20 protein-coding genes, 1 tRNA gene and 1 pseudogene are annotated in these 24,526 nt (G+C 66.6%); 17 read left to right on the top strand and 5 right to left on the bottom strand.

The window, feature by feature from the left end; translation table 11 throughout:
• The first annotated feature begins 263 nt into the window (after window positions 1-263).
• A complete protein-coding gene (locus BLIN9172_RS05955; protein WP_240812022.1) occupies window positions 264-1,613 on the top strand; it encodes a PrsW family intramembrane metalloprotease in 1,350 nt (449 codons plus the stop codon).
• A gap of 9 nt (window positions 1,614-1,622) precedes the next feature.
• Window positions 1,623-2,813 carry a MarP family serine protease gene (locus BLIN9172_RS05950; RefSeq protein WP_101554234.1) on the top strand — a complete coding sequence of 397 codons (1,191 nt, stop codon included), beginning with the start codon at window positions 1,623-1,625 and terminating at the stop codon, window positions 2,811-2,813.
• Between the two features lie 42 nt (window positions 2,814-2,855).
• Here BLIN9172_RS05950 and BLIN9172_RS05945 read toward each other — a convergent pair whose 3' ends face one another.
• From BLIN9172_RS05945 to upp, 3 genes are all read right to left on the bottom strand, one after another.
• Window positions 2,856-3,797 carry an endonuclease/exonuclease/phosphatase family protein gene (locus BLIN9172_RS05945; RefSeq protein WP_101554233.1) on the bottom strand — a complete coding sequence of 314 codons (942 nt, stop codon included), beginning with the start codon at window positions 3,795-3,797 and terminating at the stop codon, window positions 2,856-2,858.
• A 75-nt stretch (window positions 3,798-3,872) separates the two neighbouring features.
• Window positions 3,873-4,691 carry a winged helix-turn-helix transcriptional regulator gene (locus BLIN9172_RS05940; RefSeq protein WP_101554232.1) on the bottom strand — a complete coding sequence of 273 codons (819 nt, stop codon included), beginning with the start codon at window positions 4,689-4,691 and terminating at the stop codon, window positions 3,873-3,875.
• Window positions 4,692-4,977: 286 nt separating this feature from the next.
• Window positions 4,978-5,616 carry a uracil phosphoribosyltransferase gene (gene upp, locus BLIN9172_RS05935; RefSeq protein WP_025777002.1) on the bottom strand — a complete coding sequence of 213 codons (639 nt, stop codon included), beginning with the start codon at window positions 5,614-5,616 and terminating at the stop codon, window positions 4,978-4,980.
• Between the two features lie 73 nt (window positions 5,617-5,689).
• Between upp and BLIN9172_RS05930 the strand changes: the two genes are divergently transcribed.
• From BLIN9172_RS05930 to BLIN9172_RS05880, 11 genes and pseudogenes are all read left to right on the top strand, one after another.
• Window positions 5,690-6,241, top strand: coding sequence for a tRNA adenosine deaminase-associated protein (locus BLIN9172_RS05930; RefSeq protein ID WP_101554231.1), 552 nt, complete (start codon window positions 5,690-5,692; stop codon window positions 6,239-6,241).
• Window positions 6,242-6,273: 32 nt separating this feature from the next.
• Window positions 6,274-6,705 carry a nucleoside deaminase gene (locus tag BLIN9172_RS05925; protein ID WP_101554230.1) on the top strand — a complete coding sequence of 144 codons (432 nt, stop codon included), beginning with the start codon at window positions 6,274-6,276 and terminating at the stop codon, window positions 6,703-6,705.
• A gap of 63 nt (window positions 6,706-6,768) precedes the next feature.
• Window positions 6,769-6,859: transfer RNA gene (locus tag BLIN9172_RS05920), tRNA-Ser, on the top strand.
• Window positions 6,860-7,131: 272 nt separating this feature from the next.
• The gene (locus BLIN9172_RS05915; RefSeq protein WP_101554229.1) at window positions 7,132-8,592 is read left to right on the top strand and encodes an NCS2 family permease; all 1,461 of its coding nucleotides are present in this window, start codon (window positions 7,132-7,134) and stop codon (window positions 8,590-8,592) included.
• Between the two features lie 196 nt (window positions 8,593-8,788).
• Window positions 8,789-10,246: a xanthine dehydrogenase small subunit gene (locus BLIN9172_RS05910; protein WP_101554228.1), complete on the top strand. Its 1,458-nt coding sequence runs from the start codon at window positions 8,789-8,791 to the stop codon at window positions 10,244-10,246.
• On the top strand, window positions 10,246-12,624 hold the full coding sequence (xdhB, locus tag BLIN9172_RS05905) for a xanthine dehydrogenase molybdopterin binding subunit (protein WP_101554227.1): 2,379 nt from the start codon (window positions 10,246-10,248) through the stop codon (window positions 12,622-12,624). Before BLIN9172_RS05910 ends, xdhB begins: the two co-directional genes overlap by 1 nt.
• Window positions 12,621-13,406, top strand: a complete 786-nt coding sequence (xdhC, locus tag BLIN9172_RS05900) for a xanthine dehydrogenase accessory protein XdhC (protein ID WP_170286880.1) — start codon at window positions 12,621-12,623, stop codon at window positions 13,404-13,406. The genes xdhB and xdhC overlap by 4 nt, the downstream gene beginning before the upstream one ends.
• 32 nt (window positions 13,407-13,438) lie before the next feature.
• Complete coding sequence (gene guaD / locus BLIN9172_RS05895; RefSeq protein ID WP_101554226.1) at window positions 13,439-14,716, top strand: guanine deaminase; 1,278 nt, start codon at window positions 13,439-13,441, stop codon at window positions 14,714-14,716.
• A 100-nt stretch (window positions 14,717-14,816) separates the two neighbouring features.
• Window positions 14,817-15,269: pseudogene (locus BLIN9172_RS05890) on the top strand (thiamine pyrophosphate-dependent enzyme); the annotation flags it as partial.
• A gap of 128 nt (window positions 15,270-15,397) precedes the next feature.
• Window positions 15,398-16,753, top strand: a complete 1,356-nt coding sequence (gene allB, locus BLIN9172_RS05885; protein ID WP_101554225.1) for an allantoinase AllB — start codon at window positions 15,398-15,400, stop codon at window positions 16,751-16,753.
• A gap of 240 nt (window positions 16,754-16,993) precedes the next feature.
• Complete coding sequence (locus tag BLIN9172_RS05880; protein ID WP_101554224.1) at window positions 16,994-17,887, top strand: DUF559 domain-containing protein; 894 nt, start codon at window positions 16,994-16,996, stop codon at window positions 17,885-17,887.
• A gap of 70 nt (window positions 17,888-17,957) precedes the next feature.
• On the opposite strand, the gene BLIN9172_RS05875 is transcribed toward BLIN9172_RS05880, so the two are convergent.
• Together BLIN9172_RS05875 and BLIN9172_RS05870 are read right to left on the bottom strand one after the other, a co-directional pair.
• On the bottom strand, window positions 17,958-18,437 hold the full coding sequence (locus BLIN9172_RS05875; RefSeq protein WP_101554223.1) for a peroxiredoxin: 480 nt from the start codon (window positions 18,435-18,437) through the stop codon (window positions 17,958-17,960).
• Window positions 18,434-19,627 (bottom strand): glycerate kinase, encoded by a 1,194-nt coding sequence (locus tag BLIN9172_RS05870; RefSeq protein ID WP_101554222.1) that lies wholly within the window; start codon window positions 19,625-19,627, stop codon window positions 18,434-18,436. The genes BLIN9172_RS05875 and BLIN9172_RS05870 overlap by 4 nt, the downstream gene beginning before the upstream one ends.
• Window positions 19,628-19,826: 199 nt before the next feature.
• Between BLIN9172_RS05870 and uraD the strand changes: the two genes are divergently transcribed.
• The 4 genes from uraD (at window position 19,827) to aceE (ending at window position 24,517) form a co-directional block, all read left to right on the top strand.
• Window positions 19,827-20,318: a 2-oxo-4-hydroxy-4-carboxy-5-ureidoimidazoline decarboxylase gene (uraD, locus tag BLIN9172_RS05865; protein WP_101554221.1), complete on the top strand. Its 492-nt coding sequence runs from the start codon at window positions 19,827-19,829 to the stop codon at window positions 20,316-20,318.
• A complete protein-coding gene (gene uraH / locus BLIN9172_RS05860; protein ID WP_101554220.1) occupies window positions 20,315-20,638 on the top strand; it encodes a hydroxyisourate hydrolase in 324 nt (107 codons plus the stop codon). The genes uraD and uraH overlap by 4 nt, the downstream gene beginning before the upstream one ends.
• A 154-nt stretch (window positions 20,639-20,792) precedes the next feature.
• Window positions 20,793-21,677: a factor-independent urate hydroxylase gene (gene pucL / locus BLIN9172_RS05855; RefSeq protein ID WP_101554219.1), complete on the top strand. Its 885-nt coding sequence runs from the start codon at window positions 20,793-20,795 to the stop codon at window positions 21,675-21,677.
• A 95-nt stretch (window positions 21,678-21,772) separates the two neighbouring features.
• Window positions 21,773-24,517 (top strand): pyruvate dehydrogenase (acetyl-transferring), homodimeric type, encoded by a 2,745-nt coding sequence (aceE, locus tag BLIN9172_RS05850; protein WP_101554218.1) that lies wholly within the window; start codon window positions 21,773-21,775, stop codon window positions 24,515-24,517.
• Window positions 24,518-24,526 lie beyond the last annotated feature (9 nt).

Genomic DNA, 24,526 nt, shown 5'->3' with positions numbered 1-24,526 from the left:
CGCAGGGCCAGGTTCCGCCCCAGCAGGCACAGAATCAGCAGCCGAATCATGATCGGTTCCGACCGCGGCCACAGGGAACGCAGCAGCCGAACCAGCAGCCTCCCATGCAGCAGAGGCAGCCACAGGTTCCGCAGCCCCAGCAGGCGCCCGGCCGACAGATGCCGCCGCAGGGGCAGCCTCCCATGCAGGGCCAGCCGATGGCACAGCAAGGGCAGTCGGTTCCAGGCCAACCAGTTCCAGGTCAGCCGATGCAGGGCCAGCCCATGCCCGGGCAACCCATGCCCGGTCAGCCGGTGATGTATGCGCCCGCGCCAGCGCAGGCTCGCGTCTATGCTCAGCCGCGGTTTGCGCCGACGGTGACTCAGGAGATGCGGATCCGTGCAGGAATGCAGGCACCTCAACAGGTCGTCACCGATACTCCCTGGACCGGTGCCGTGCGAAAGGCACAACCGGAGACCGAACCCGATTCGACCGGAAACATCGTCCGCCTCGTCGCCGCGATCCTCGTTCTCGTCGCTCTTGTCGGTGGGCTCGGCCTTCTCGCTCTGCTCGGCGGACTGAGCTTCGGTGTCCGCCTCTTCGGTCTCATCGGACTTGCGGCGATCCCGCTTCTGGCAATCATCGCGTATGTGCTCTGGCTCGATCGATGGAAACCGCAGCCGAAGCTCCTCCTCGGTATCTGTTTGCTCTGGGGAGCCGTCGCCTCGGTCATCCTCACCCTCGGCTTCTCACTCGTCGGTGACATCGCGCTCTATATGGTCGGCATCAATGGGGTGCCCGACGTCATCGGTGCAGTCATTCAGGCTCCGATCCTCGAGGAATCGACCAAGACCGTTCTCTTGCTCGTCATCGTCCTCGGCGCCCGTCGCCACTTCGAAGGCCCCCTCGACGGGCTCGTGTACGGTTCGCTCATCGGTGCCGGATTCGCCTTCACCGAGAACATCCTCTACCTCGGCCAATCGTGGAACGACGGCGAACTTCCGGGACTGGCAGTGACATTCGCCATGCGCTGCCTCGGCTCACCGCTGCTGCACACTGCGTTTTCGACCTGCGCCGGTGTGTCGATCGGCCTCGCCGCCCGCAAATGGCCGTGGTGGTCGCTCATCCTCATGTGGCTGCCCGGGCTCGCACTCGGCATGGTCCTGCACGGCTTCTGGAACGCCTCGATGACTCTCCTCGGTGCGTTCGGGCAAGCGACCCGCAACGTGATGGGCGGAATGCTCCCGCAGATCATCGGCCTCGTCGTGCTCAGCGCCATTCTCTCCGCCGCCTGGGTGACGCTGGGACTCATTCTGCGCCGCAGCGAGCGAATGCACACCCAGAACATGCTCGGCGACTATGCGAACTCCGGTTGGCTCACCCACGCCGAGGTCGACATGCTCGGCACCTGGAAGGGTCGGAAGAACGGCCGCGACTGGGCGAAGTCGTTCCCCGGCGGCAAGGAGGAGATGAAGACCATGATCCGCACCTCCGGCAAACTGTCGACGACGCGGATGCGTGTGCTCGCGGGTATCGGCGGAGAACAGGAACGCAAGATCGAACGAGCCGAACTCAAACAGTTCTCCGACGCCCGCGAACGACTGCTCGCGGCCTCCAGACAGACTGTGCGGTAAGTTCCAGCGGTGACGATCTTCGACATCCTCCTCATCGTCCTCGGCATCGGGGCGCTCTTCGCCGGGTTCCGCCAGGGCATCATCACCGCGCTCGGAACCGCGGCCGGCTTCATCGTCGGCTGGATTCTCGGGCGCCTGCTCTCCCCGTTCGTCGAATCGCTGAGCACCGGCACCGACGTCATGGACAACCCCGGTGTGCTCATGCTGCTGGCCTCGATGCCGTTGGTCCTCAGTGTTCTCTTCGCCTTCGCCGGCAGCGGCATCGGCGCGTGGATCAAGCACAACATGGACTCCGACCTCGGTCAGGGCATCGATGCCATCGGCGGCACCATCACCGCCGGAGTCGTCTATGTCCTCGTCGTCTGGCTCGCCGCCGGCTTCATCCGCACCTCCCCGCTCGTCGAACCCAACCGCTGGGTCGCCGACTCCACCGTCATCGCCGCGATCGACCGCACCATTCCCTACTCTTCCCAGAACGCGCTGGGCGGACTGGCGAAGGGACTGAGCGCCTCCGGGTTCCCTCAGGTGTTCTCCGGTCAGCCCGAACAGATCCGCGGAGTCGGAGAACCCGATGAAGGTATGGTCGACGTCGGACGCAGCGTCGACGATTCGGTCGTCAAGATCACGACGACGGCCACCAGCTGCGCCACCGGTTCTGAAGGCTCAGGCTTCGTCTATGAGGACGGACTCGTCGCCACCAACGCCCACGTCGTGGCCGGGTCCACGGAACTGGCCGTGCAGGTCGGCGGCAAGGGCAGGCCGTACCGGGCGGAGGTCGTCGAATTCGATGCCGAAGCCGATGTGGCTGTGCTCCGAGTCGCTGGGCTCGAGGCCCCCGCCCTCGACTTCGGAAGCGGGCTCGGACCCGGCGACGACTCCGTCGTCGTGGGATTCCCCGCCAACGGTCCCTATACGATCTCACCGGCCCGCGTGCGGGAGAAGATCAACGCCCGCGGACTCGACATCTACGACTCGCAGTCGGTCGTCCGTGAAGTCTATGCCCTGCGCGGAATCGTGAGGGAAGGCAACTCGGGAGGCCCGCTCATCGATGCCGACGGAAACGTCGTCGGCATGGTCTTCGCCCGTTCGGCCACCGATGACGAAACCGGCTATGCGCTCACCCGAGCCGAGATCGCCGACGAACTCGACGCCGGTGCCGCCGAGCGCACACCGCAGCCGACAGGGCAGTGCACGAACTGAAACGCGTGCACGAACTGAAACGCGTGCACGAAGTGACTCCGCCTACTTGAGGTCGAGCCCGGCGAGGACGGCGCGATGGTCGCTCGATCCGCGTTCGAGCACCTCGTCGGAGGTGGCGTCGAAACCGCGATAGAGGACATGGTCGAGCCGCGTGACGGGGAACCGGGCGGGCCAGGTGAAGCCGAAGCCGCCTCGGGCCTCTTCCCGGGTATCCTGCAGCGGCGGCACCAGGGTCTTCATGTTGTTGTCCGTCGTCGCCGTGTTGAAGTCGCCGGCGACGACGACGTGGTCGGCGCTGTCGGTCTCCACGGTCGTGGCCAAGCGGCGCAGTGCGGCATTGCGCATCGATTCGTGACCGGGGCGCACCGACGGCATATGCACGGCATAGAAGCGGATGTCACCGTGATCGGTCGAGATCGTGGTCGCGAAAGCCCGCGGCCACTGCAGGCCGAGGTCGACCTCCTGGGGCTCCGACATCGGCCATTTCGACCACACGCCGATGGTGTCGACGACCTGAGAATGCTCGAACGAGGAGTCGAGCTCTTTGTGGATGATCTTGCCCGACAGCGACTCGAGCTCCTGGACCGTGACGATGTCCGGATCACGGTCGACGATGTTCTGCGCGGCCGCTGTGGGCTGCGGCATCCTCGCCCCCACGTTGTGGGTGGCCACCGACAGGTCCGGATCACCGGAATCATCGTTCGGCAGCAGGGCGGGACCGAACATCCCCGTCCACACCAGAGCGGGCACGAGGAATCCGATGGCCGAGAGCCACGAGAAGCGGATGAGGAACATGAGCAGCACGAGTGCGAGGACGATCCCCGTCCACGGCAGCACCGATTCGAGGATGAGCGCGATGCCCATCCGCGTCGGCAGCAGATTGTGGAGGAGCAGGAATGCCGCATAGAGGATCCCGAAGATCAATGCGGTGATGCCCTTCGCGGGGCTGTGCCTTCTGCGCGGTGCGGAATATGCCTGGTTCATCGATCAACGATCTTAACCGGGAAGTCTGGCCCCGCGCTGGAAGCGACTTGCGATGCGGCTCACAGCCGCATGAGATCAGCGACGCGCCGTCGCGCTCCACACCGTCACATCGGGGTGAGTGTCGTAGCGATAGCCCGACCCCCGCATCGTGCGCACCACGGAGGCATACTCGCCGAGGCGGCGCCGCAGTCGGCGGATGTGGACGTCCACGGTGCGTTCGTCGGGAACCTCACCGCCGGACCACACCGCGGTGATGAGGTCCTCCCGGGGCAGGGTCTCATCGGCGTGGGAGACGAGGGTGGCGAGCAGGTCGAATTCCTTCGTCGTGACATCGACGAGGTCACCGTCGATGCGGGCCTCGCGGCGGGGAATGTCGATGCGCAGGCGTTCCCCGGCCGCCTGGGTGTAGGCATCGCCGGCGCGACCGCCGAAACCGCGGGGCGCGGGGGCCGCCGGAGCGGTCTCCTCGCGTAGAGCCGGCGGGTGGATGCGGTTGGGAATGCGCGAACGCACGGGGCCGTGGGTCGCCGCCGGCGCACCGGTCGCGGCGGGGGAACCGGTGGCCACGGCCCGGACGGCGTCGATGTCGCTGCCGCGGCCCTCCGGGGCCAAGGCGATGACGGCCTGGGTCTCGGCCTGACTGGCCAGTTCCTTGGCGTAGGCCTGCAGCTCGGCGGCGATCGCGGACAGGTTCGTGCCGTCGGCCGCGGCCTTGGACTCATCGAGTCCGATGTAGACGATGATTCCGCGAGCGGCCTTCGGCGAGGGGACGACCCCGGCCGGTCCGAAGGTGTGCGGTGCGTTCTGCGGGTCGACTGCGCTCAACCTGGCTCCTGCACGTCGAGTGGCCACTGCACTGCGCGGGTGGACGTAGGCGGGTTCTGGATTCGGCATAGCTGTCCTTTGCTTTCGACCATGAGGTCGATATGACTGGAGGAGTCCGCTGCTTGAGTGAACTCGTTCGAGGCCGGACAGCGGGAGTGAGATCACCGACCACGAACGCAGGGCATACACATATGTGCACCCGGCATTCGCATCTGATGAATCGTCGAAGTCATGGCTTCATTATTTGTCACAAAACTTCGGCCGCGCAAAGGAAAACCCGAAAATGAGACGACTGTGACGAAATATGACGTTTCGGTCGCCGAGGCTGACGACCGAAATCGTCATCCGCGAGGCCTCAGTCGACGATTCCGTACATCCGGTCCCCGGCATCGCCGAGTCCGGGCACGATGTAGCCCTTCTCGTTGAGCTTCTCGTCGAGTGCGGCCGTGTACACCTTCACCTCGGCGGAATCGCTGTAGTCGCGTTCGATGCGCGCCACACCCTCGGGGGCGGAGACGAGGCACACTGCGGTGACGTCACGCGCCCCGCGAGCGAGCAGGAAGTCGATGGCCATGGCCAGGGTGCCGCCGGTGGCGAGCATCGGGTCGACGACGAAGATCTGCCGACCGGTGAGGTCATCGGGCAGGCGGTCGGCATAGGCGCTGGGTTCGAAGGTCGTCTCGTCGCGGACCATTCCGAGGAAGCCCACCTCGGCGGTGGGCAGGATGCGCAGCATTCCGTCGAGCATGCCGAGGCCGGCACGCAGGATCGGGACCACGACGGGACGGGGTTCGGCGATGCGGGTGCCGGTGGTCGTCGTCACCGGGGTCGAGATCTCCTTGTCCTCGACCGCCACCGATCGGGTCGCCTCGTAGGCCAGCAGCATGACGAGCTCTTCGGTGAGCTGACGGAAGCGAGCGGAATCCGTGTTCGCATCGCGCAGAGCGGTGAGTTTGTGTGCGATGAGCGGGTGATCGGCTACGTGAAGATGCATACCCCAAATGGTACGGGAGAACTTCGCCTCGTCGGCAGTGGTCAATGCGGTCCGAAGCGTTCACAATGGAGGCATGTCGTACTTCACTGAGATCCTGGCCGATTCCGGCGATGGCTTCCGCGCCCTCGACGTCGACGTCCGCGACGCGAACGACCTCGACGACCTCGTCGATATGATGCGTTCGGCCGCCGGTGACGACGGTGAGGCCGTGGCCGTCATCGAACATGAAGACGAGTGGTTCGGGCTCGTGCGCCTGTGCGGGAACAATGAGGTCAAGGTCTTCCTGTCCGATCTCGCCGCGGTCGAGGCGAGCCCGTTCGCGGAGATCTTCGCCGACTTCCTCGACTCCCGCCCCGACGCCTACGACGCCGAACCCGAAGAGGACTTCGGCGCCGCCGAGGAGGAGGACGCCGCCGCCGAGGACGATGACGAAGACGAGGTCGAGATGCTCGAATTCGACGCCGACTCCGAATGGGGCGGAGACGCCGATATCTACTCCGACCGCGGAGTCCCCGCCGCCATGCTCATCGACCAGGTCGAGAGCTATCGATCCGATCCCGCCCGCGTCGTCGCCCACGTCGGTGAGACCGTCGGCTTCGCCGATCAGCTCGAGGCCGCACGCTGACCGCTGCGACCACGGCCCGGTTCGGCGAATGGATGGGACATGCCCTCGCCGAGGCGGTCCTGGCACCCGCTCATGACGACGTTCCCGTCGGGGCCGTTGTCGTCGACGGGTACGGTGAGATCATCGGGCGCGGTCACAATCGGCGGGAGGTCGATGCCGATCCGCTCGGCCACGCCGAGCTCATGGCGATCTCCGCTGCCGCCTCGGCGAGGGGGACGTGGCGCTTGGACAGCTGCACGCTCGTCGTCACCCTGGAACCATGCGCGATGTGCGCCGGGGCCCTCGTCGGCTCTCGGATCGACCGAGTCGTCTTCGCCGCCTTCGACGACAAGGCCGGGGCGGTCGGCTCGGTCTGGGATCTGCTGCGCGACCGCGCCGCACTCCACCAGCCAGAGGTCACCTCGGGCGTCCGGGCGGAGGAGAGTCGGGCCCTGCTGAGGGAGTTCTTCGCGGCCAAACGCTGACGTGTCCCAGCTCACGGCGAACCGATTTGGACGCAGAAAGTCCACCGCTGTACAGTTGTCGGCGGTGGCGTGTCCGAGCGGCCGAAGGTGCAACACTCGAAATGTTGTGTAGGGCAACCCCCTACCGTGGGTTCAAATCCCACCGCCACCGCCACGGGAAACCCCTGATCAGTCGATTCTGATCAGGGGTTTCGTCTGTCCCGTCGAAGGATGGCATCGGTGCGGGCAGGGGTGTGATGATTGACACATCAGGGTCGAGCGGCGAGACTTGCTCGGTGAAACAGAAAGAGTTTTCCGGGATGTGGAAATCGCGGTGCGGTCGAGGACCGATGCCTGCCTGTTTCATTGCGCATGTTCAAGGCGCAGGGCCGACGACGATGATGTCGCCGGCTGACCAAATCGAACAACCTGAGGTGGTCCATGAAAATGGCTGACAATGACCAAGCGGTGAAGACCGCATCGTCGAGACCGGGGCTTCTCGACAGATTCTTCGAAATCACCCCACGTGGGTCGACGATCAGGCAGGAGATCCGCGGAGGCATCGTCGCCTTCGTCGCGATGGCCTATATCGTCGTCCTCAATCCGCTCATCCTCGGCGGCTCCCAGGACATCGCCGGTGACAGCCTCGACTTCGCCCAGCTGACCGCGGTCACCGGGCTCGTCGCCGGCGTCATCACGATCCTCTTCGGCGTCGTCGCCAGACTGCCCTTCGGTCTCGCCGCAGGCCTGGGAATGAACAGCTTCCTCGCCGTCTCCGTCGTCCAGGAAGTCACCTGGGCCGATGCTATGGGGCTCGTGGTCATCAACGGCGTCATCATCGTCGTCCTCGGCGCCACGGGCATCCGCACCGCGATCTTCAACGCCGTCCCGCATGCGCTGAAGATCGCCATCACGGTGGGCATCGGACTCTTCATCGCCTTCATCGGCTTCGTCAACGCCGGATTCGTCACCCGCACCCCGTCAGGACCACCAGTCCAGCTGGGACAGGACGGATCGATCGGCTCCCTGCCGACGCTGGTATTCGTCTTCGCGCTCGTCCTCATCGGCATCCTCGTGGCGCGGAGGATCCCCGGCGGCATCCTCATGGGCATCATCGTGGCCACGATCGCCGCGATCATCATCCAGGCGTTCGCGAAGCTCGGCACCGTCGGCGACCCCGTCGATCCGGACCCGCTGGGCTGGAACCTCTCCGCTCCGGAATTCCCGCAGCAGGTCGTCGCGCTTCCCGACTTCGGTCTCATCGGCGCCTTCGACCTCGTCGGCGGATTCCAGCAGATCGGCGTCCTCGCTGCCACGATGCTCGTGTTCACCCTCGTGTTCACGAACTTCTTCGACGCCATGGGCTCGATGACGGGGCTCGCCCGCAGCGCCGGGCTGCAGACCGACGACGGAATGTTCCCGCGCATCCGCGGAGCCTTCATCGTCGAAGGTCTCGGCGCGGTCTTCGGCGGCGGCGCATCCGCGTCGTCGAATACGGTCTTCGTCGACTCCGCGGCGGGAATCGCCGAAGGCGCACGGACCGGTCTGGCCGCCTGCGTCACCGGTGTGCTGTTCCTGCTGTCGATGTTCTTCTCACCGCTCATTGCCGTCATCCCGATGGAAGCCGGAGCCGCGGCGCTCGTCGTCGTCGGAGCCATGATGGTCACGCAGATCCGTGAGATCGACATGACCGACTTCCGCACCTCGCTGCCGGTCTTCCTCACCATGGTGACGATGCCGCTGACCTATTCGATCGCCAATGGAATCGGCGTCGGATTCATCTCTTGGGCACTCATCCACGCCATGAGCAACCGCGCCCGTCAGGTCCACTGGCTGCTGTGGGTCGTCTCGGCCGGATTCGTCCTGTACTTCGTTCGCGGCCCGATTTCGGCTATCTTGGGGGCATGAGAACAATGGTTGGACACTCAGCTTGGGGAAAGGGTCAGATCGCCCACGGGGCCTGACCCGCGGGGACGCCTCGTCCCCTGATTCCACGTTCTTCTGCGCTGTTCGCATGGATAACCAGAAGCTCGAAGAACGAAGCACAATGTTCCAACCATGCACTGTGCGCCTCAGTGAAGAGGCGCGGGAGGTGTGAAGTGCGATGTCCGCAGCGACAACGGACCAGTCAACTGCCGAAGTGACAATCAACGGGACCGTCCGCGAATTCGACGGCCCACCCCATACGAATGCGCTGGACTTCCTGCGCGGTCAGGGGCTGACCGGAGCGAAGGAAGGCTGCGCCGAAGGCGAATGCGGGGCCTGCGCGATCATGGTCGCCCGCCCCGACGAATCCGGCGGAACCCGCTGGACGTCAGTGAACTCCTGCCTGCTGCCGGCGGCAGCCCTCGACGGGGGAGAGGTCGTGACCTCCGAAGGTCTGGCCGACGGAGACACCGTCCACCCCGTCCAGGAAGAGATGGCCGTGCGCGGCGGATCCCAGTGCGGATACTGCACCCCCGGTTTCATCTCGTCGATGGCCGCCGAATACTACCGCCCTGATCGCTGCGAGGACGGCTTCGACCTCCACTCCCTGTCGGGCAATCTGTGCCGCTGCACCGGCTACCGTCCCATCCGCGACGCCGCGAACGCTCTCGGACAGCCCACCGCCGACGATGCGCTGGCCGCCCGCCGTGACCGCCCGGCACCGGCCCCCGTGGCCACCGATTATCAGCGGGCCGACACCGCCACGGGCCGGATCGGACGCTACCGTCGTCCCGCCACCCTCGCCGAGGCGACCTCCATCCTCAGCCAGGACCCCGAGGTCACCGTCGTGGCCGGGGCCACCGACTGGGGCGTCGAGGTCAACATCAAGGGAGCGCGCGCGAAGAACATCCTCGCCGTCGACCGGCTCGAGGAGATGCGCGGAATCCGCCGCACCGAATCGTTCGTCGAACTCGGCGCCTCCCACACCCTGTCCGAACTCGAACGCGAACTGAACGGCAGCATTCCGCTGCTGGGCAAACTGTTCCCGCAGTTCGCCTCCCGCCTCATCCGCAACGGGGCGACGATCGGCGGCAACCTCGGCACCGGTTCGCCCATCGGCGACACCCCGCCGGCCCTGCTGGCCCTCGAAGCCGAACTCGTGCTCACCTCGGTGCGCGGGTCCCGGACCGTGGCGCTGGCCGACTACTTCACCGGATACCGGCAGACGGTGCGGGCCTCCGATGAGCTCATCACCGCCATCCGCATCCCGCTGCCGCTGTCTCCGCTGACGTCGTTCCAGAAGATCGCCAAACGCCGCTTCGATGACATCTCCTCGGTGGCGATCGGCTACGCCGTCGACATCCGCGACGGAATGATCGCCAAGGCCCGGATCGGCCTCGGCGGAGTCGCGGCCACCCCGCTGCGCGCCACCGCCACCGAAGCCCTCCTCGAAGGCCGACCGTGGAGCCTGGAGACCGTGCATGCGGCGGCCGAGACGCTGGCCGCCGAAGGCACCCCGATGGACGACCACCGAGCAAGTGCGAAATACCGGACCGCGATGCTGCGGTCCTCCCTTGAACGCTTCTATGCCGAGCAGCTCGGCCACCCGGCCGTGACCAGCAAGGAGGTCCAGTGATGAGCCAGCTCTCCCACCGCCCCGCCGACCCGGTCGTCGGCGAACGCCACCACCACGAAAGCGCCTTCGGCCACGTCACCGGAACCGCGCTCTACACCGATGACCTCATCGGCCGCCTCACCGGCGTCCTCCACGCCTTCCCCGTGCAGTCGACGACCGCGCACGGCCGCCTCGGCGCCATCGACGTCGCACCCGCCTATGCGGTGCCCGGCGTCGTCAAGGTCATCACCGCCGCCGACATCCCCGGCGTCAACGACCAGGGCGTCAAACACGATGAGCCGATGCTGCCGGTCGACGAGATCATGTTCTTCGGCCAGCCCCTGGCCTGGGTCCTCGCCGAGGATCTCGAGGCCGCGAAGGAAGGCGCTGCAGCAGTGACCGCCGAGGTCGAGGAGCTGCCGTCGCTGGTGACCGTGCGCGATGCCATCGCCGCCGACAGCTACCACGGCACACCCCTGTCGATCGACAAGGGCGAAGTCGACTCCGCGTTCGCCGACGCCGCTCATGTCTTCGAAGGCGAATTCGAGTTCGCCGGTCAGGAGCACTTCTATCTCGAGACGCAGGCCTGCCTGGCTCATGTGGACGAGAACGAGCAGGTCTTCATCCAGTCCTCGACCCAGCACCCCACCGAGACTCAGGATATCGTCTCCCACGTCCTCGGAGTCCCCGCCCACGAGGTGACCGTGCAGTGCCTGCGCATGGGCGGCGGCTTCGGCGGCAAGGAGATGCAGCCCCACGGCTACGCTGCCCTGGCCGCGCTCGGTGCGAAGCTCACCGGCAGGCCCGTGCGACTGCGGCTCGACCGCACCCGCGATATCACCATGACCGGCAAACGACACGGCTTCCACTCGTCGTGGAAGATCGGATTCACCGAGGAGGGGAAGATCCTCGCCCTCGATGCGACGCTGACCGCCGACGGCGGGTGGAGCCTCGACCTGTCCGAACCCGTGCTCACCCGCGCGATGTGCCATATCGACAACGCCTACTGGGTGCCCAACATCCGAGTCACCGGCCGCATCGCCAAATGCAACAAGACCTCGCAGACGGCCTTCCGCGGTTTCGGCGGCCCGCAGGGCATGCTCGTCATGGAGGACATCATCGGACGTGTCGCCCCGCAGCTGGGACTGAGCGCCCGGGAGCTGCGGCGCCGGAACTTCTACGCCGACGGCCAGGACACTCCCTACTATCAGCCGGTGCGCCACCCCGAGCGGATCGAAGCGTGCTGGGATCAGCTCATCTCCCAGTCCGATCTGGACGCCCGCGAAGCCGAGATCCGCGCCTTCAACTCGAGCCACGAGCACATCAAGCGGGGGCTGGCGATCACTCCGGTGAAGTTCGGGATCTCGTTCAACCTGACCGCCTTCAACCAGGGCGGAGCGCTCGTGCTCGTGTACAAGGACGGCTCCGTCCTCGTCACCCACGGCGGCACCGAGATGGGCCAGGGCCTGCACCAGAAGATGCTGCAGGTCGCGGCCACCACCCTCGGCGTGCCCCTGTCGACGGTGCGTCTGGCGCCGACCCGCACGGACAAGGTGCCCAACACCTCGGCGACGGCAGCGAGCTCCGGATCCGACCTCAACGGCGGAGCGGTGAAGAACGCCTGCGACCAGATCCTCGACCGGCTGCGACAGGTCGCCGCGGGCATCCTCGGTGCTCCTGCGCATGAAGTCGAGATCTCACGCGGAATCGTCTCCGCGCTGTCGTCGACGAAGACGGTGACCTGGGAAGAGCTGATCAACACCGCGTACTTCCAGCGCATCCAGCTCTCGGCCTCCGGCTTCTACCGCACCGAGGGACTGCACTGGAATCTCTCGCAGATGCGCGGGGAGCCGTTCAAGTACTTCGCCTACGGGGCGGCGGTGTCCGAGGTCGAAGTCAACCGCTTCGACGGCTCCTACACCCTGCGTCGCGTCGACATCGTCCACGACGTCGGGGACTCCCTGTCGCCGCTGCTCGATCTCGGACAGATCGAGGGCGGCTTCATCCAGGGTGCCGGCTGGCTGACGCTGGAAGATCTGCGCTGGGACGAATCGGACAAGCCGAGCCGGGGGCGTCTGGCCACTCAGGCGGCGAGCACGTACAAGATTCCGAGCTTCTCCGAAGTCCCCGAGGTCTTCAATGTCACCTTCCTCGACAAGGCGCACGAAGAGGGAGCCGTGTACGGGTCGAAGGCCGTGGGCGAACCCCCGCTCATGCTCGCCTTCTCCGTTCGCGAAGCCCTGCGCGAGGCCGTCGGGGCCTTCGCACGCCCCGGTCACAGCGTCGACCTCGCGTCCCCGGCCACACCCGAAGCGGTGTTCTGGGCGATCGAAGAAGCCCGCGGTCAGGGCTCGGGGGCGGCCGCCTCGGCGAGGGAAGGGCAACGAATTCCGTCATGACCTGGATGGACACCGCAGCCGAGCTTCGCGCAGCTCGGGTGCCGGCTGTCCTCATCACTCTCGCCGCGGTGCGTGGGCACGCCCCACGTGAGGCGGGAGCGAAGATGATCGCCACCGCCGATGACCTGTTCGGGACCATCGGCGGGGGCAATCTCGAGATGACGGCCCTCACCCGTGCCCGGGAGCTGCTCGCCGAGGGACAGACGGCCCCGGAGATGCTCACCCTGCGGCTCAACGACAAGGCTCCGGCGAAATACGGTCGCCAATGCTGCGGCGGAGAGGTCACGATGCTGTTCGAACCCCTGCCCGTGCCCGCCTCGGTGGCGATCTTCGGCATCGGCAACATCGGCCTCGAACTCACGCGGATCCTGGCCCGCCACGATCTCGACCTCACCGTGTCCGATTCCCGACCGGAGCAGCTCGAGGCTCTCGATGGGTTGGAGGCGCCGGTGGCGCGGATCCGCCGCGAATTCGCCGTCGTCGGCGAAGAGGTGCTTGAGAGCCTGCCGGCCGGCGCGCACGTGGTCATCATGACCCATGACCATGCCGAAGACCTGCACCTGTGCTCCGCGGCGCTGACCCGCGGCGACCTCGGCTCGGTCGGACTCATCGGCTCGAACGCGAAATGGCAGCGCTTTCGCAAGAACCTCGCCGCCGAGGGCTTCGACCTCGAGGCCGTCGACACCATCCGGTGCCCCATCGGACTGCCCGAGCTGCCGGGCAAAGCGCCCGCAACGATCGCCGTGAGCGTCGCCGCGGACCTGCTCGGCCGCATCGGCTGATTTTTACCACCACTGACTCAAGGAGAACCACTGTGGTCATCTACCGTGCCCGCGTCTTCGATACGCCGGACAACCCGTTCACCGGAGGCCGGCTGCGTTCGGCGTCCGATGTCGCCCTCGTCGTCGACGACGGGCTCATCACCTCCCGCACCGATGTCGACACGGCCCGGGCAGCACATCCGGACGCCGAGGTCGTCGACCTCCGCGACGGTGTGCTCATCCCCGGACTCATCGATACGCACGTCCATCTGCCGCAGGTCCGTGCCATCGGCCACCTCGGGCGGCCTCTGCTCGACTGGCTCGACCAGTGCGCCCTGCCCGAAGAGGCGAAACTCGCCGACCCCGCCTACGCGAAGGCGGTGGCCGGCGAATTCCTCACGGGGCTGATCTCGGCGGGGACCACCTCGGCGATGGTCTTCGGTTCGCACTTCGCGAGCGCCATGGACATCTTCTTCTCCGCCGCGTCAGAGTCGGGGCTGCGGATCACCTCCGGCCTGGTCACCAGCGACCGGAACTTACCAGAGGCGCTGCTCACCGACGTGGAGCGCTCGGCGCAGGAGAGTCAGGCGCTCATCGACCGGTGGCACGGGAAGGGACGATTGCGCTACGCGGTGACGCCGCGGTTCTCGTTCTCCGCAGGTCCCGAGCTGCTGGCCGCCGGCGGCCGCCTCGTGGAGGAGAATCCGGGAATCTGGGTGACTTCGCACCTGAACGAGAACGTCGATGAGATCTCCGGAGTCGCGCAGATCCACCCGGAGGCTCGTGACTATCTCGACACCTACGACCGGGCGGGGCTCGTCGGTCGGCGCACGGTGCTCGCGCACAACGTCCACCCGCAGGATCGGGAACTGGCACGCATGGCCGAGGCCGGGTCCGTGGCCGCGCACTGTCCGACCTCGAACTCGGCTCTGGCCAGCGGTTTCTTTCCGTTGCGCCGGCATATCGAGGCGGGTGTCCGGGTGGCTTTGGGCTCCGACGTCGGGGCGGGGACCGGGTTCAACCTGCTCAAGGAAGGGGTGCAGTCGTACTTCATGCAGCAGCTCGATCCGTCCGGGGGAGTGGCACTGAACTCGGCGCATCTGCTGCACCTGGCGACTGCGGCCGGCGCCGAGGCGCTCGAGCTCGACGATGTCGGCGTGCTCAGCGAGGGCAAGCGCTTCGACGCCGTGCTCATCCGCCCGGCCGCGGGGCAGCCCTTGGACGTCGGCATCCGCCACGCTGCCGACGACGAGGACGCCTTGGCAAAGATCTTCGCGATGGGCACCCCGGGCGACATCGCCGGCGTCTGGGTCGACGGCACCCCTCTCTGACCCCAATTACTACCTGACGGCGGCCCAGCAACCTCGCGCGAGGTTGCTGGGCCGCCGTCAGGTAGTTCTGAGGGGAAGGTCTTGACGGGACCTCCGCGGGCGATTCATGCTCGAAGAGCTCGCTGTCGGCGCGCAGCACCGGATCCCCTATGTCCACATCGTCGTCAACAACTCCTACCTGGGCCTCATCCGTCAGTCCCAGCGCGGCTTCGAGATGGACTACGAGGTGTCGCTGGCATTCGAGAACATCAACGCCGCCGGTTCCGCATCCTCCGGATACGGCGTCGACCACGTGGCCGTGACCCAGGGGCTCGGGTGCAAGGCGCTGCGGGTCGAGGATCCCGAACTCATCGGCGAAGGCCTGCGGGTGGCCAAGGGACTCATGGACGAACATCAGGTGCCCGTGGTCGTCGAGGTCATCCTCGAACGCGTCACGAACATCTCGATGGGCATCGCCCTCGACCAGATCAACGAGTTCGAGACGCTTGCCCAGACCCCGGCCGACGCTCCGAGCGCGCTGAGCCCGATGGGCGAACTGGCCGCAGCGAAATAGGCCGGGCCCGGTCTCGCTGGCCCGAACCGCGGGAGGGCTGGGCCGAACCGCCCGAGCCGAGTAGTCTAGAACGGTATACCGGAACTGCATCCACCCGGCCCTCAAGGACGGGCGACCGAGGAGGAACATTGAGCAACGACGCCGACTTCGACCTGATCATCCATGCCGAGAAGGCTCTGCTGCCCGACGGCATCGAACCGGTGACGATCGGGGTCAGGGGTGGGAAGATCGCCGAGATCGCCCGCGGTGGACAGGATCAGGGCACAATCGCCTCGGCGGAGGTGACAGTCATCGAGGTCGGGGATGATCAGGTGCTGCTGCCCGGTCTCGTCGACTCCCACGTCCACGTCAACGATCCCGGTCGCGCCGAATGGGAGGGCTTCGCCAGCGCGACCCGCGCGGCCGCGGCCGGGGGAGTGACGACGATTATCGATATGCCGCTGAACTCGCTGCCACCGACGGTCAACGTCGCAGCCCTGGAGACGAAACGCGAGGTCGCCGAGCCCAAGGCCTTCGTCGACGTCGGCTTCTGGGGCGGGGCGATTCCTGGCAACACCGCGGATCTGCGTCCTCTGCACGAAGCGGGCGTCTACGGGTTCAAATGCTTCCTCGAGGACTCCGGCGTCGAGGAGTTCCCGCCGCTGGAACCGGCCGAGATGAAGGCGGACATGGCCGAGATCGCCTCCTTCGACGGAATGCTCATCGTCCATGCCGAGGATCACGAGGTGATGACCTCGGCGCCGAAGAACTCGGGCCCGAAGTTCGCCGACTTCCTCGCCACGCGCCCCCGCGAAGCCGAGAACGTCGCGATCGCCCGAGTCGTCGACGCAGCCCGGGAGACCGGGGCCCGGGCGCACATCCTGCACCTGTCCTCGGCGGATGCGCTGGGGCAGATCGCCGCGGCCAAGGCCGAGGGCATCAAGCTCACCGTCGAGACCTGCCCGCACTACCTCGTCTTCACCGCCGAGGAGATCCCGGACGGGGCGACGACGCACAAATGCTGCCCGCCGATCCGTGAGGAATCGAACCGGGAGGCGCTGTGGCAGGGGCTCATCGACGGCACGATCGACTGCATCGTCTCCGACCACTCGCCGTCGACGGCCGAACTCAAACTGCTCGACACAGGCGATTTCGGTGCGGCGTGGGGCGGGATCTCGTCGCTGCAGCTGGGACTCTCGCTCGTGTGGACCGAAGCCGCGAAGCGCGGAATCGAGCTCGCCGAGGTGGTCCGCTGGATGTCCGCGGCGCCGGCGGCCGTGGCCCGGGTTGACGGCAAGGGGGCGATCGCCGAGGGCAATGACGCGGACTTCGCCGTCTTCGCCCCCGACGACGAGTGGACGGTGCGGGCCGCGGAGCTCTGGCACCGCAACCAGATCAGCGCGTACGACACCCGCGCCGTCCGCGGTCGGGTGACGCGAACCGTGCTGCGCGGTGCCCCGGTCGACTTCGAGGCCCCCGCAGGCCGCCTCCTCACCGCCCGCTGAATTACTACCCGACGGCGGCCCAGCAACCTCGCGCGAGGTTGCTGGGCCGCCGTCGGGTAGTTCCGGGGAGAAGTTATCCACAGATTACGCCCACATATTGTGCTTTGATGCCGGATAGTGCAATTTGGTTTCATGTACTTAAGTATGACGACTCAAAAGCTCTATCGGCTCGGGTTCACCAAAGACGAGATTCGGCGCGGGGAGAAGTGCTGTCTCGAACGCGTAGCGCGAGGACGATATGTGGCCACCGGCTCCTGCGCGGATGCGCGACATGAGCCGATCTGGGCGGCCCTGACCGAAGCCGACTTCGAAGAATTCGGCCACCAGGGCGATATGCGCGATGAGATCGAACCCCTGAGAGTGCTCATCCGCACGCGGGCCGAGAAGATCCACACCGCATCGGGGCGATGGCGGGTGACGAAAGGGCGCGAGGTCTTCTCCCATCTGTCGGCGGCACTCATCCACAACCTCCCGATCGCCTATCCGGCTGAGACGAGGGTGGAGGTGTTCCGGCCGAACGTCAGCCGCAAGTACCGGCACCTCTATGTGCGCAATCGCGCGATTCCGTCCGCGCACCGGAAGATGGTCGGCATCTATGCGGTGACGACGATGGAGCGCACGCTCATCGACATCGCCCGGGACTACGCACCGGACGTGTCCGTGCCGATGCTCGACGAGGTGATCCGCCGGCGCCGCACCACGCGTTTCCGCATCGAAGCGGTGCTGGCGGAGTGTCCCGAATCCCGCGGTGACGCCGCGGTGCTGCGTGCTCTCGACCTCACCGACGGCAGGCGCGAAGCCCCCTCGGAGTCGATCGCAGCGGTGCGCTTCTTCGAACACGGCATCACCGGATTCGAACCGCAGGTGGAGTTCTTCGGCCACCTCGGCGAGGTCATCGCCCGTGTCGACTTCTGCAACCACGATGCCCGGCTCATCGTCGAGATCGACGGCATGGAGAAGTACACGATGGACGGCCGTTCGACACGAGAGAGCCTCGCCGCGGAGAAGGCGCGCGAAGCAGCGCTCGAGGCCCGGGGGTACAAGATCATTCGCCTGACCTTCGGAGACCTGTTCCGCACCGCGCCGTTCGAACGCATCCTCGGGACCCTCGCCGCGCGTCTGCGCACCGGATGATGCGCCCAGAAGCACCTGACGGCGGCCCAGCAACCTCGCGCGAGGTTGCTGGGCCGCCGTCAGGTAGCAATCAGGGGAGGAGGTGGGTGCGGAGGCGGGCCACGTGGCCGCGGGCGTCGACGTTGTACTCGGCGTGGGTGAGCGTGCCGTCGGCGCCGATGACGAAGGTCGAGCGCTGGGTTCCCTGGAACGTGTGCTCCCCGATCGTCTTCTGCCCGTAGCTGCCGTAGGCCTTCGCCACCGCCGCACCGGGGTCGGAGAGCAGCGAGAACGTCAGGCCCTCCTCAGCGGCGAATTCCTTGAGCGATTCGGTGTCGTCTGGGGAGACTCCGAGGACCTCGAAGCCGGCGGCCGACAGGGCGGAGAGATTGTCCCGGAAATCACAGGCCTCCGTCGTGCAGCCCGGCGATGCGGCCTTCGGGTAGAAGTAGAGGATGACGTCGCGGCCGGCGAGATCGTCCTTCGAGACGGTCCGTCCCTCGGCGTCGGTGAGCGTGAAGTCGGGAGCGATGTCTCCGACGGTGAGCTGAGTCTGAGTGGTCGTGGTCATGGTGCGTCCTTTCGTCGTTGAAATGGTGTGTTCGGCGGCGAGCTGAGTGCGCACGCCTGCGCGGCCGTGTCCTCGATGAGCGCTTCGGCGCGCTCGGACAGGGTGGCCAGGTCCGCGGGGCCCGGTGCGATCGACAGCGCCGCCGTGATCCCGGCCTCCCGGCACTCCGCGGCGGACAGGCCGACCCGACCGGCGATGACGATCACCCTCGCCGAGGCGGGGGCGTGGTCCCGTACGGCCGCGACGACCTTCCCGCCCAAGGATTGGGAATCGAAGGATCCCTCTCCCGTGAGCACAAAGTCGGATTCGGCCAGAGCCTCGGCCAGGCCCACGGCCTCGGCGACCATCGTCGACCCGGGAACCACCTCGGCGCCGAGCAGCGTCGTCAGCGTCAGCGGTATCCCGCCGGCGGCCCCGAATCCCGGAGTCGCCGCCAGAGCCTCGGCCTCTTCAGAGGTGCCGGTGAGCACCTCGGCCAAGTGACCGAGCCCGGAATCGAGCACGTCCACCGATTCCGCATCCGCTCCCTTCTGCGGGCCGAAGACCGCGGCGGCCCCGCGGGGTCCGGTGAGCGGATTGTCGACGTCGACGGCGATGCGCCACCGCACCGCCGTGGCCCGTCGGTCCAGCCCCGAGGTGTCGACCGCGGAGATCGCTGCCAGCCCGCCACCGCCCTGTGCGACCGGCTGACCTGCGGCATCGGTGAAGCGTGCGCCGAGGGCTGCCAGGATTCCGGTCCCGCCGTCCGTGCTCGCCGAACCGCCGATGCACAGGAGGATCTCCTCGACCCCGAGGTCGAGTGCCGCGGCCGCGATGAGTCCGACGCCGAAGGTAGCGGCGCGTTCGGGCTGCAGCTCCACGTCCGAGACCTGCGGCAGGCCATTGGCCTGGGCGGCTTCGATGACCGCGGTCCGTCCGTCCGGGGAGAGACCGAAGTCCGCCGAGGTGGTTCTGCCCAGGGCATCGACCGTGTCCACGGTGCGAGGCCGAGTTCCCCAGACGGCGAGCAGAGCGTCGAGCGTGCCCTCCCCGCCGTCGGCGAAGGGCAGCTCGGCGACTCGCGCTCCGGGGAAGACCGCCCGGGCACCGCGGGCCATGGCGGCCGCGGCGGCAGGGGCGGAGGCCGAACCTTTGAAGGAGTCGGGCGCGCAGACGATCGTCGGGGTCGGATCAATGGTTGTCAGGCTCATGCACTCATTCAACCTCATCGTCGATGGTCGGGTATGCGGCGGTTGCCACACACCCAGTATCCACCATACGGAAGAAAGTTTCCACAAAAATATGTGAGCAATTTGACATTCCCGGTGGTGCCCAGCAGACTCGGAGCAGTTGTTCGGAAATGGTATTCCGAACGGTGAAAGTCATTCAGCGCCTGCCAAGGAGGTCACCGTGGACCTGGCCGAGTTCAACCGACTCCCAGCCGATGATGCCCGCGGAATTCTGCGTCCCTGCCTCGACGTCGACCGGTGGATCGACGCGGTCGTCGACGCCCGCCCCCTGGCCGACCTCGACTCCGCCAAGGCGGCATCCCGAACCGCCGCACCGCTGACCGGCGCCGAGATCGACGCGGCGATGTCCCATCATCCGCGCATCGGCGAGAAGGCGAAGGGCGACAGCGCCGAGGCGGCCCATTCGAGCCGTGAACAGGCCGGACTCGGCACCATGGAAGCCGATGTGCAGTCCCAGCTGGCCGCGGGCAACGCCGCCTACGAAGCCCGCTTCGACCGCGTCTTCCTCATTCGCGCCGCCGGCCGCACCCCTGAGGAGATCCTGTCCGAACTGCAGCGCCGCATGGACAACACCGCAGAGGATGAGGCCGCCGAGGTCGGGCAGCAGCTCATCCAGATCGCCGAACTCAGACTCGAAGGAATCCTCGCATGAGCTTCATCACCGCCCACGCCCTCGACTCGATGGTCGGCACCCCCGCCGCCGACCTCGAGGTCACTCTCTACTCCGGTGACGAGGTCATCGTCTCGGCCCGCACCGACGACAACGGGAGGGTCTCCGACTTCGGCCCCGACTACCTCGAGCCGGGCAACTACCGGATCGTCTTCGGCACCGGCGACTACTTCGCAGCCCGAAAGGTCGACCACTTCCACCCCGTGGTCACCATCGACTTCACCGTCCAGGCCGGCCAGGAGCACTATCACATTCCGCTGCTGCTCAGCCCCTTCGCCTACAGCACCTACCGCGGCAGCTGAGCCGCGCCCACAACCGCTCACAGGGGAAGCAGGCCCCCTGCAGGATCGCATCCTCAACAAACCGCCGAAGCCGACCGGGAACTGCCGGCAGGCCTCGCCAATCGAATGGTCACGGCGTGCGCAGGGCCGCACGCCGACGAACTGGAGGAAGAAAATGAGCAAGGTCCGACTGACATCGAACCAGTACGGCAAGGCGGAGAACCGACTCATGCGGGTCTACCGCGACACCGACCGCCACGAGATCCGCGATCTCAACGTCACCTCGCAGCTGTGGGGCGATTTCGAGACCGCGCACACCGAAGGCAACAACGAGCACGTCGTCGCCACCGACACCCAGAAGAACACGGTCTTCGCGAAGGCCAAGGAGCTGGGCGTGAGCTCGCCCGAACAGTTCCTCATGGGCCTGGCCGATCATTTCACCTCGAGCTTCGACTGGGTCACCGGCGGTCGCTGGGAGGCCGAGGAATACGGCTGGGACCGGATCAACGACCACAAGCACTCGTTCTTCAAGTCCGCTCCCGAGGTCCGCACCGTCGTCTTCACCCGCGACGGCGACAAGGACACGCTGATCTCCGGCTTCAACGGGCTCACCGTGCTCAAGACCACGGAATCGGGCTTCGTCGGCTACCCGAAGGACAAGTACACGACCCTGCCGGAGACCGACGACCGGATCCTCGCCACCGATATCGCCACCCGATGGATCTACAACACCACCGACCTCGACTTCGAGGCCGTCTACACGAAAGTCAAGGAGATCATCCTCGACTCATTCACCGACCACTTCTCCCATGCCCTGCAGCACACGCTGTACCAGATGGGGGAGAAGGTCATCGAGGCCGTGCCGGAGATCGACGAGATCCGCTTCTCCTGCCCGAACAAACACCACTTCCTCTATGACATCGACCGTTTCGGGCTCGAGAACCCGAACGAGGTCTTCATCGTCGCCGACCGTCCCTACGGCCTCATCGAAGCCACCTTCACCCGTGAAGGCGTCGACGAGAACAAGGACGCGTGGGCGCAGGTCGCCGGCTTCTGCTGAGACCTGACCATCACCTGCTGAGACAGGACTTTCCATCTCCGGGCTCCCGGGGTACTGTTCCGGGAGCCCGGACCCCGTGAGAAGGAAACCCCGATATGACACAGGACACAACCTCGGCGAGTCCGAGGGGAATCACCGACGAAGAGGTCGATGAATGGATCGAGTCCTGGGAAGGGCTCGTCGACGCGCGCGGAACCCAGCGCGCGGCCGAGATCATGGAGGCGCTGCGTGCACGCGCGGCCACGAACTCCGTCGCCCAGCCCAAGGTCACCACCACTGACTACGTCAACACCATCCCCGTCGACCAGGAGCCCTTCTATCCGGGTGAGGAGAAGGTCGAACGTCGCTTCCGAAAATGGCTGCGCTGGAACGCCGCCATGCTCGTCCACCGGGCGCAGCGGCCCGAGATCTCCGTGGGCGGACACATCTCCACCTACGCCGGCGCCGCGACACTCTACGAAATCGGTTTCAACAACTTCTTCCGCGGCCAGGACCATCCCGGCGGCGGCGACCAGGTCTTCTTCCAGGGCCATGCCTCACCGGGGATGTACGCCAGGGCGTTCCTCGAAGGCCGCCTGTCCGAGGCTGACCTCGACGGGTTCCGCCAGGAGGTCTCTCGCGCCCCGCACGGACTGAGCTCGTATCCGCACCCGCGGCTGATGCCGGAGTTCTGGCAGTTCCCGACCGTGTCGATGGGGCTGGGCCCGATCAACGCGATCTATCAGGCGCAGATGAACCGCTACCTCCACAACCGCGGCATCTCCGACACCTCGGATCAGCGGGTGTGGGCGTTCCTCGGCGACGGTGAGATGGACGAACCCGAATCGCGCGGCGCCCTGCAGCTGGCCGCCAACGAAGGCCTCGACAACCTCACCTTCGTCATCAACTGCAACCTCCAGCGCCTCGACGGACCCGTGCGCGGCAACGGCAAGATCGTCCAGGAGCTCGAGGCGACCTTCACCGGCGCCGGGTGGGACGTCATCAAGGTCCTGTGGGGCCGCGAATGGGATGACCTGCTGGCCGCCGACCGCACCGGCGACCTCGTGAAGATCATGAACGAGACCCTCGACGGGGACTACCAGACGTTCAAGGCCGAATCCGGCGGATTCATCCGCGACAACTTCTTCGGCCGCACCCCTGCGACGAAGGGCCTCGTCGACCACCTGTCCGATGACGACATCTGGAACCTCAAGCGCGGCGGCCACGACTATCACAAGGTCTTCGCCGCCTACCAGAAGGCCGTGAACACCAAGGGCAAGCCCACCGTCATCCTCGTGCAGACCGTCAAAGGCTACGGTCTGGGCACGACGTTCGAGTCCCGCAACGCCACCCACCAGATGAAGAAGTTCACCGCCGACGACGTCAAGGCCTTCCGCGATCGGATGGACATCCCGATCAGCGATAAGGTCATCGACGAGGATCCGTATGCCGTGCCCTACTATCACCCGGGCAAGGACTCCGAGGAGATCCAGTACATGCTCGACCGCCGGCGTCAGCTCGGCGGATTCCTGCCGGCGCGGAAGCCGGAGAACAATCGGATCACCCTGCCCGCACCGAGTGACAAGGCGTTCGCGCAGACGAAGAAGGGCTCGGGCCAGCAGATGGCCGCCTCGACGATGGCCTTCGTCCGGCTGCTCAAGGACCTCATGCGAGAGAAGGGGCTGGGCGAGCGGATCGTGCCGATCATCCCCGATGAGGCCCGCACCTTCGGCATCGACGCGTTCTTCCCGACCGCGAAGATCTACAACCCGAACGGGCAGAACTACCTCGCCGTCGACCGCGAGATGTTCCTCTCCTACAAGGAGGCCACCAGCGGTCAGCTCCTCCACGTGGGCATCAACGAGGCCGGTGCCGCCGCCGGATTCACCGCTGCGGGTACCGCGTACTCGACCCACGGCGAACCGATGATCCCGGTCTACGTGTTCTACTCGATGTTCGGTTTCCAGCGCACCGGCGACGCCTTCTGGGCCGCCGGCGACCAGATGACCCGCGGGTTCATCATCGGCGCCACCGCCGGCCGGACGACCCTGACCGGCGAGGGCCTGCAGCACGCCGACGGCCATTCCCCGGTGCTCGCGGCCACGAACCCGGCCGTGCGCGCCTATGATCCGGCCTTCGGCTACGAGATCGGGCACATCGTCCGCGACGGTCTGCATCGCATGTACGGCGAGCACGACCTCGGCGAGGACGAGCGCAACGTCATGTACTACCTCACCGTGTACAACGAGCCGATGCTCCAGCCGGCCGAACCGGACGACGTCGACGTCGAGGGCATCCTCAAGGGCATCCACCGCGTCGCCGAGGCGGCCGGAGGCGACCGTCCGCAAGCGCAGCTGCTCGCCTCCGGCGTGGCAGTGCCCTGGGCGCTCGAAGCCCGGGAGCTGCTCTCAGCCGACTGGGGCGTCGACGCCGCCGTATGGTCGGTGACCTCGTGGGCCCAGCTGCGCCGCGACGGCCTCGAATGCGAAGCCGCGGAACTCAACGCTGCAGGCGGCACCGAGGCGGCCGACCGCGTGCCGTACGTGCGGCAGAAGCTGGAGGGCCAGCCGGGACCGATCGTGGCCACGAGCGATTTCGACTCGACCCAGCCGGACCTGATCCGGCCGTACCTCGAGCACGATTTCGCGACGCTGGGCGCCGACGGGTTCGGCTTCTCCGATACCCGTGCCGCCGCTCGCCGGCACTTCAAGATCGACGCGCACTCGATGGTCGTGCGCACCCTGCAGCTGCTTGCCAAGCGCGGTGAGATCGACGGATCCACCCCCGCCGAGGCGGCTCGACGTTATCGTCTGAACGACGTCAACGCCGGCACTTCGGGAACGGCCGGCGGAGACTCCTGACCCGATCGG

The sequence above is a fragment of the Brevibacterium linens ATCC 9172 genome (assembly GCF_900169165.1).
In the GTDB taxonomy this organism is placed as follows: Bacteria; Actinomycetota; Actinomycetes; order Actinomycetales; family Brevibacteriaceae; genus Brevibacterium; species Brevibacterium linens.
This window is presented reverse-complemented; position numbering and strand designations above follow the sequence as displayed.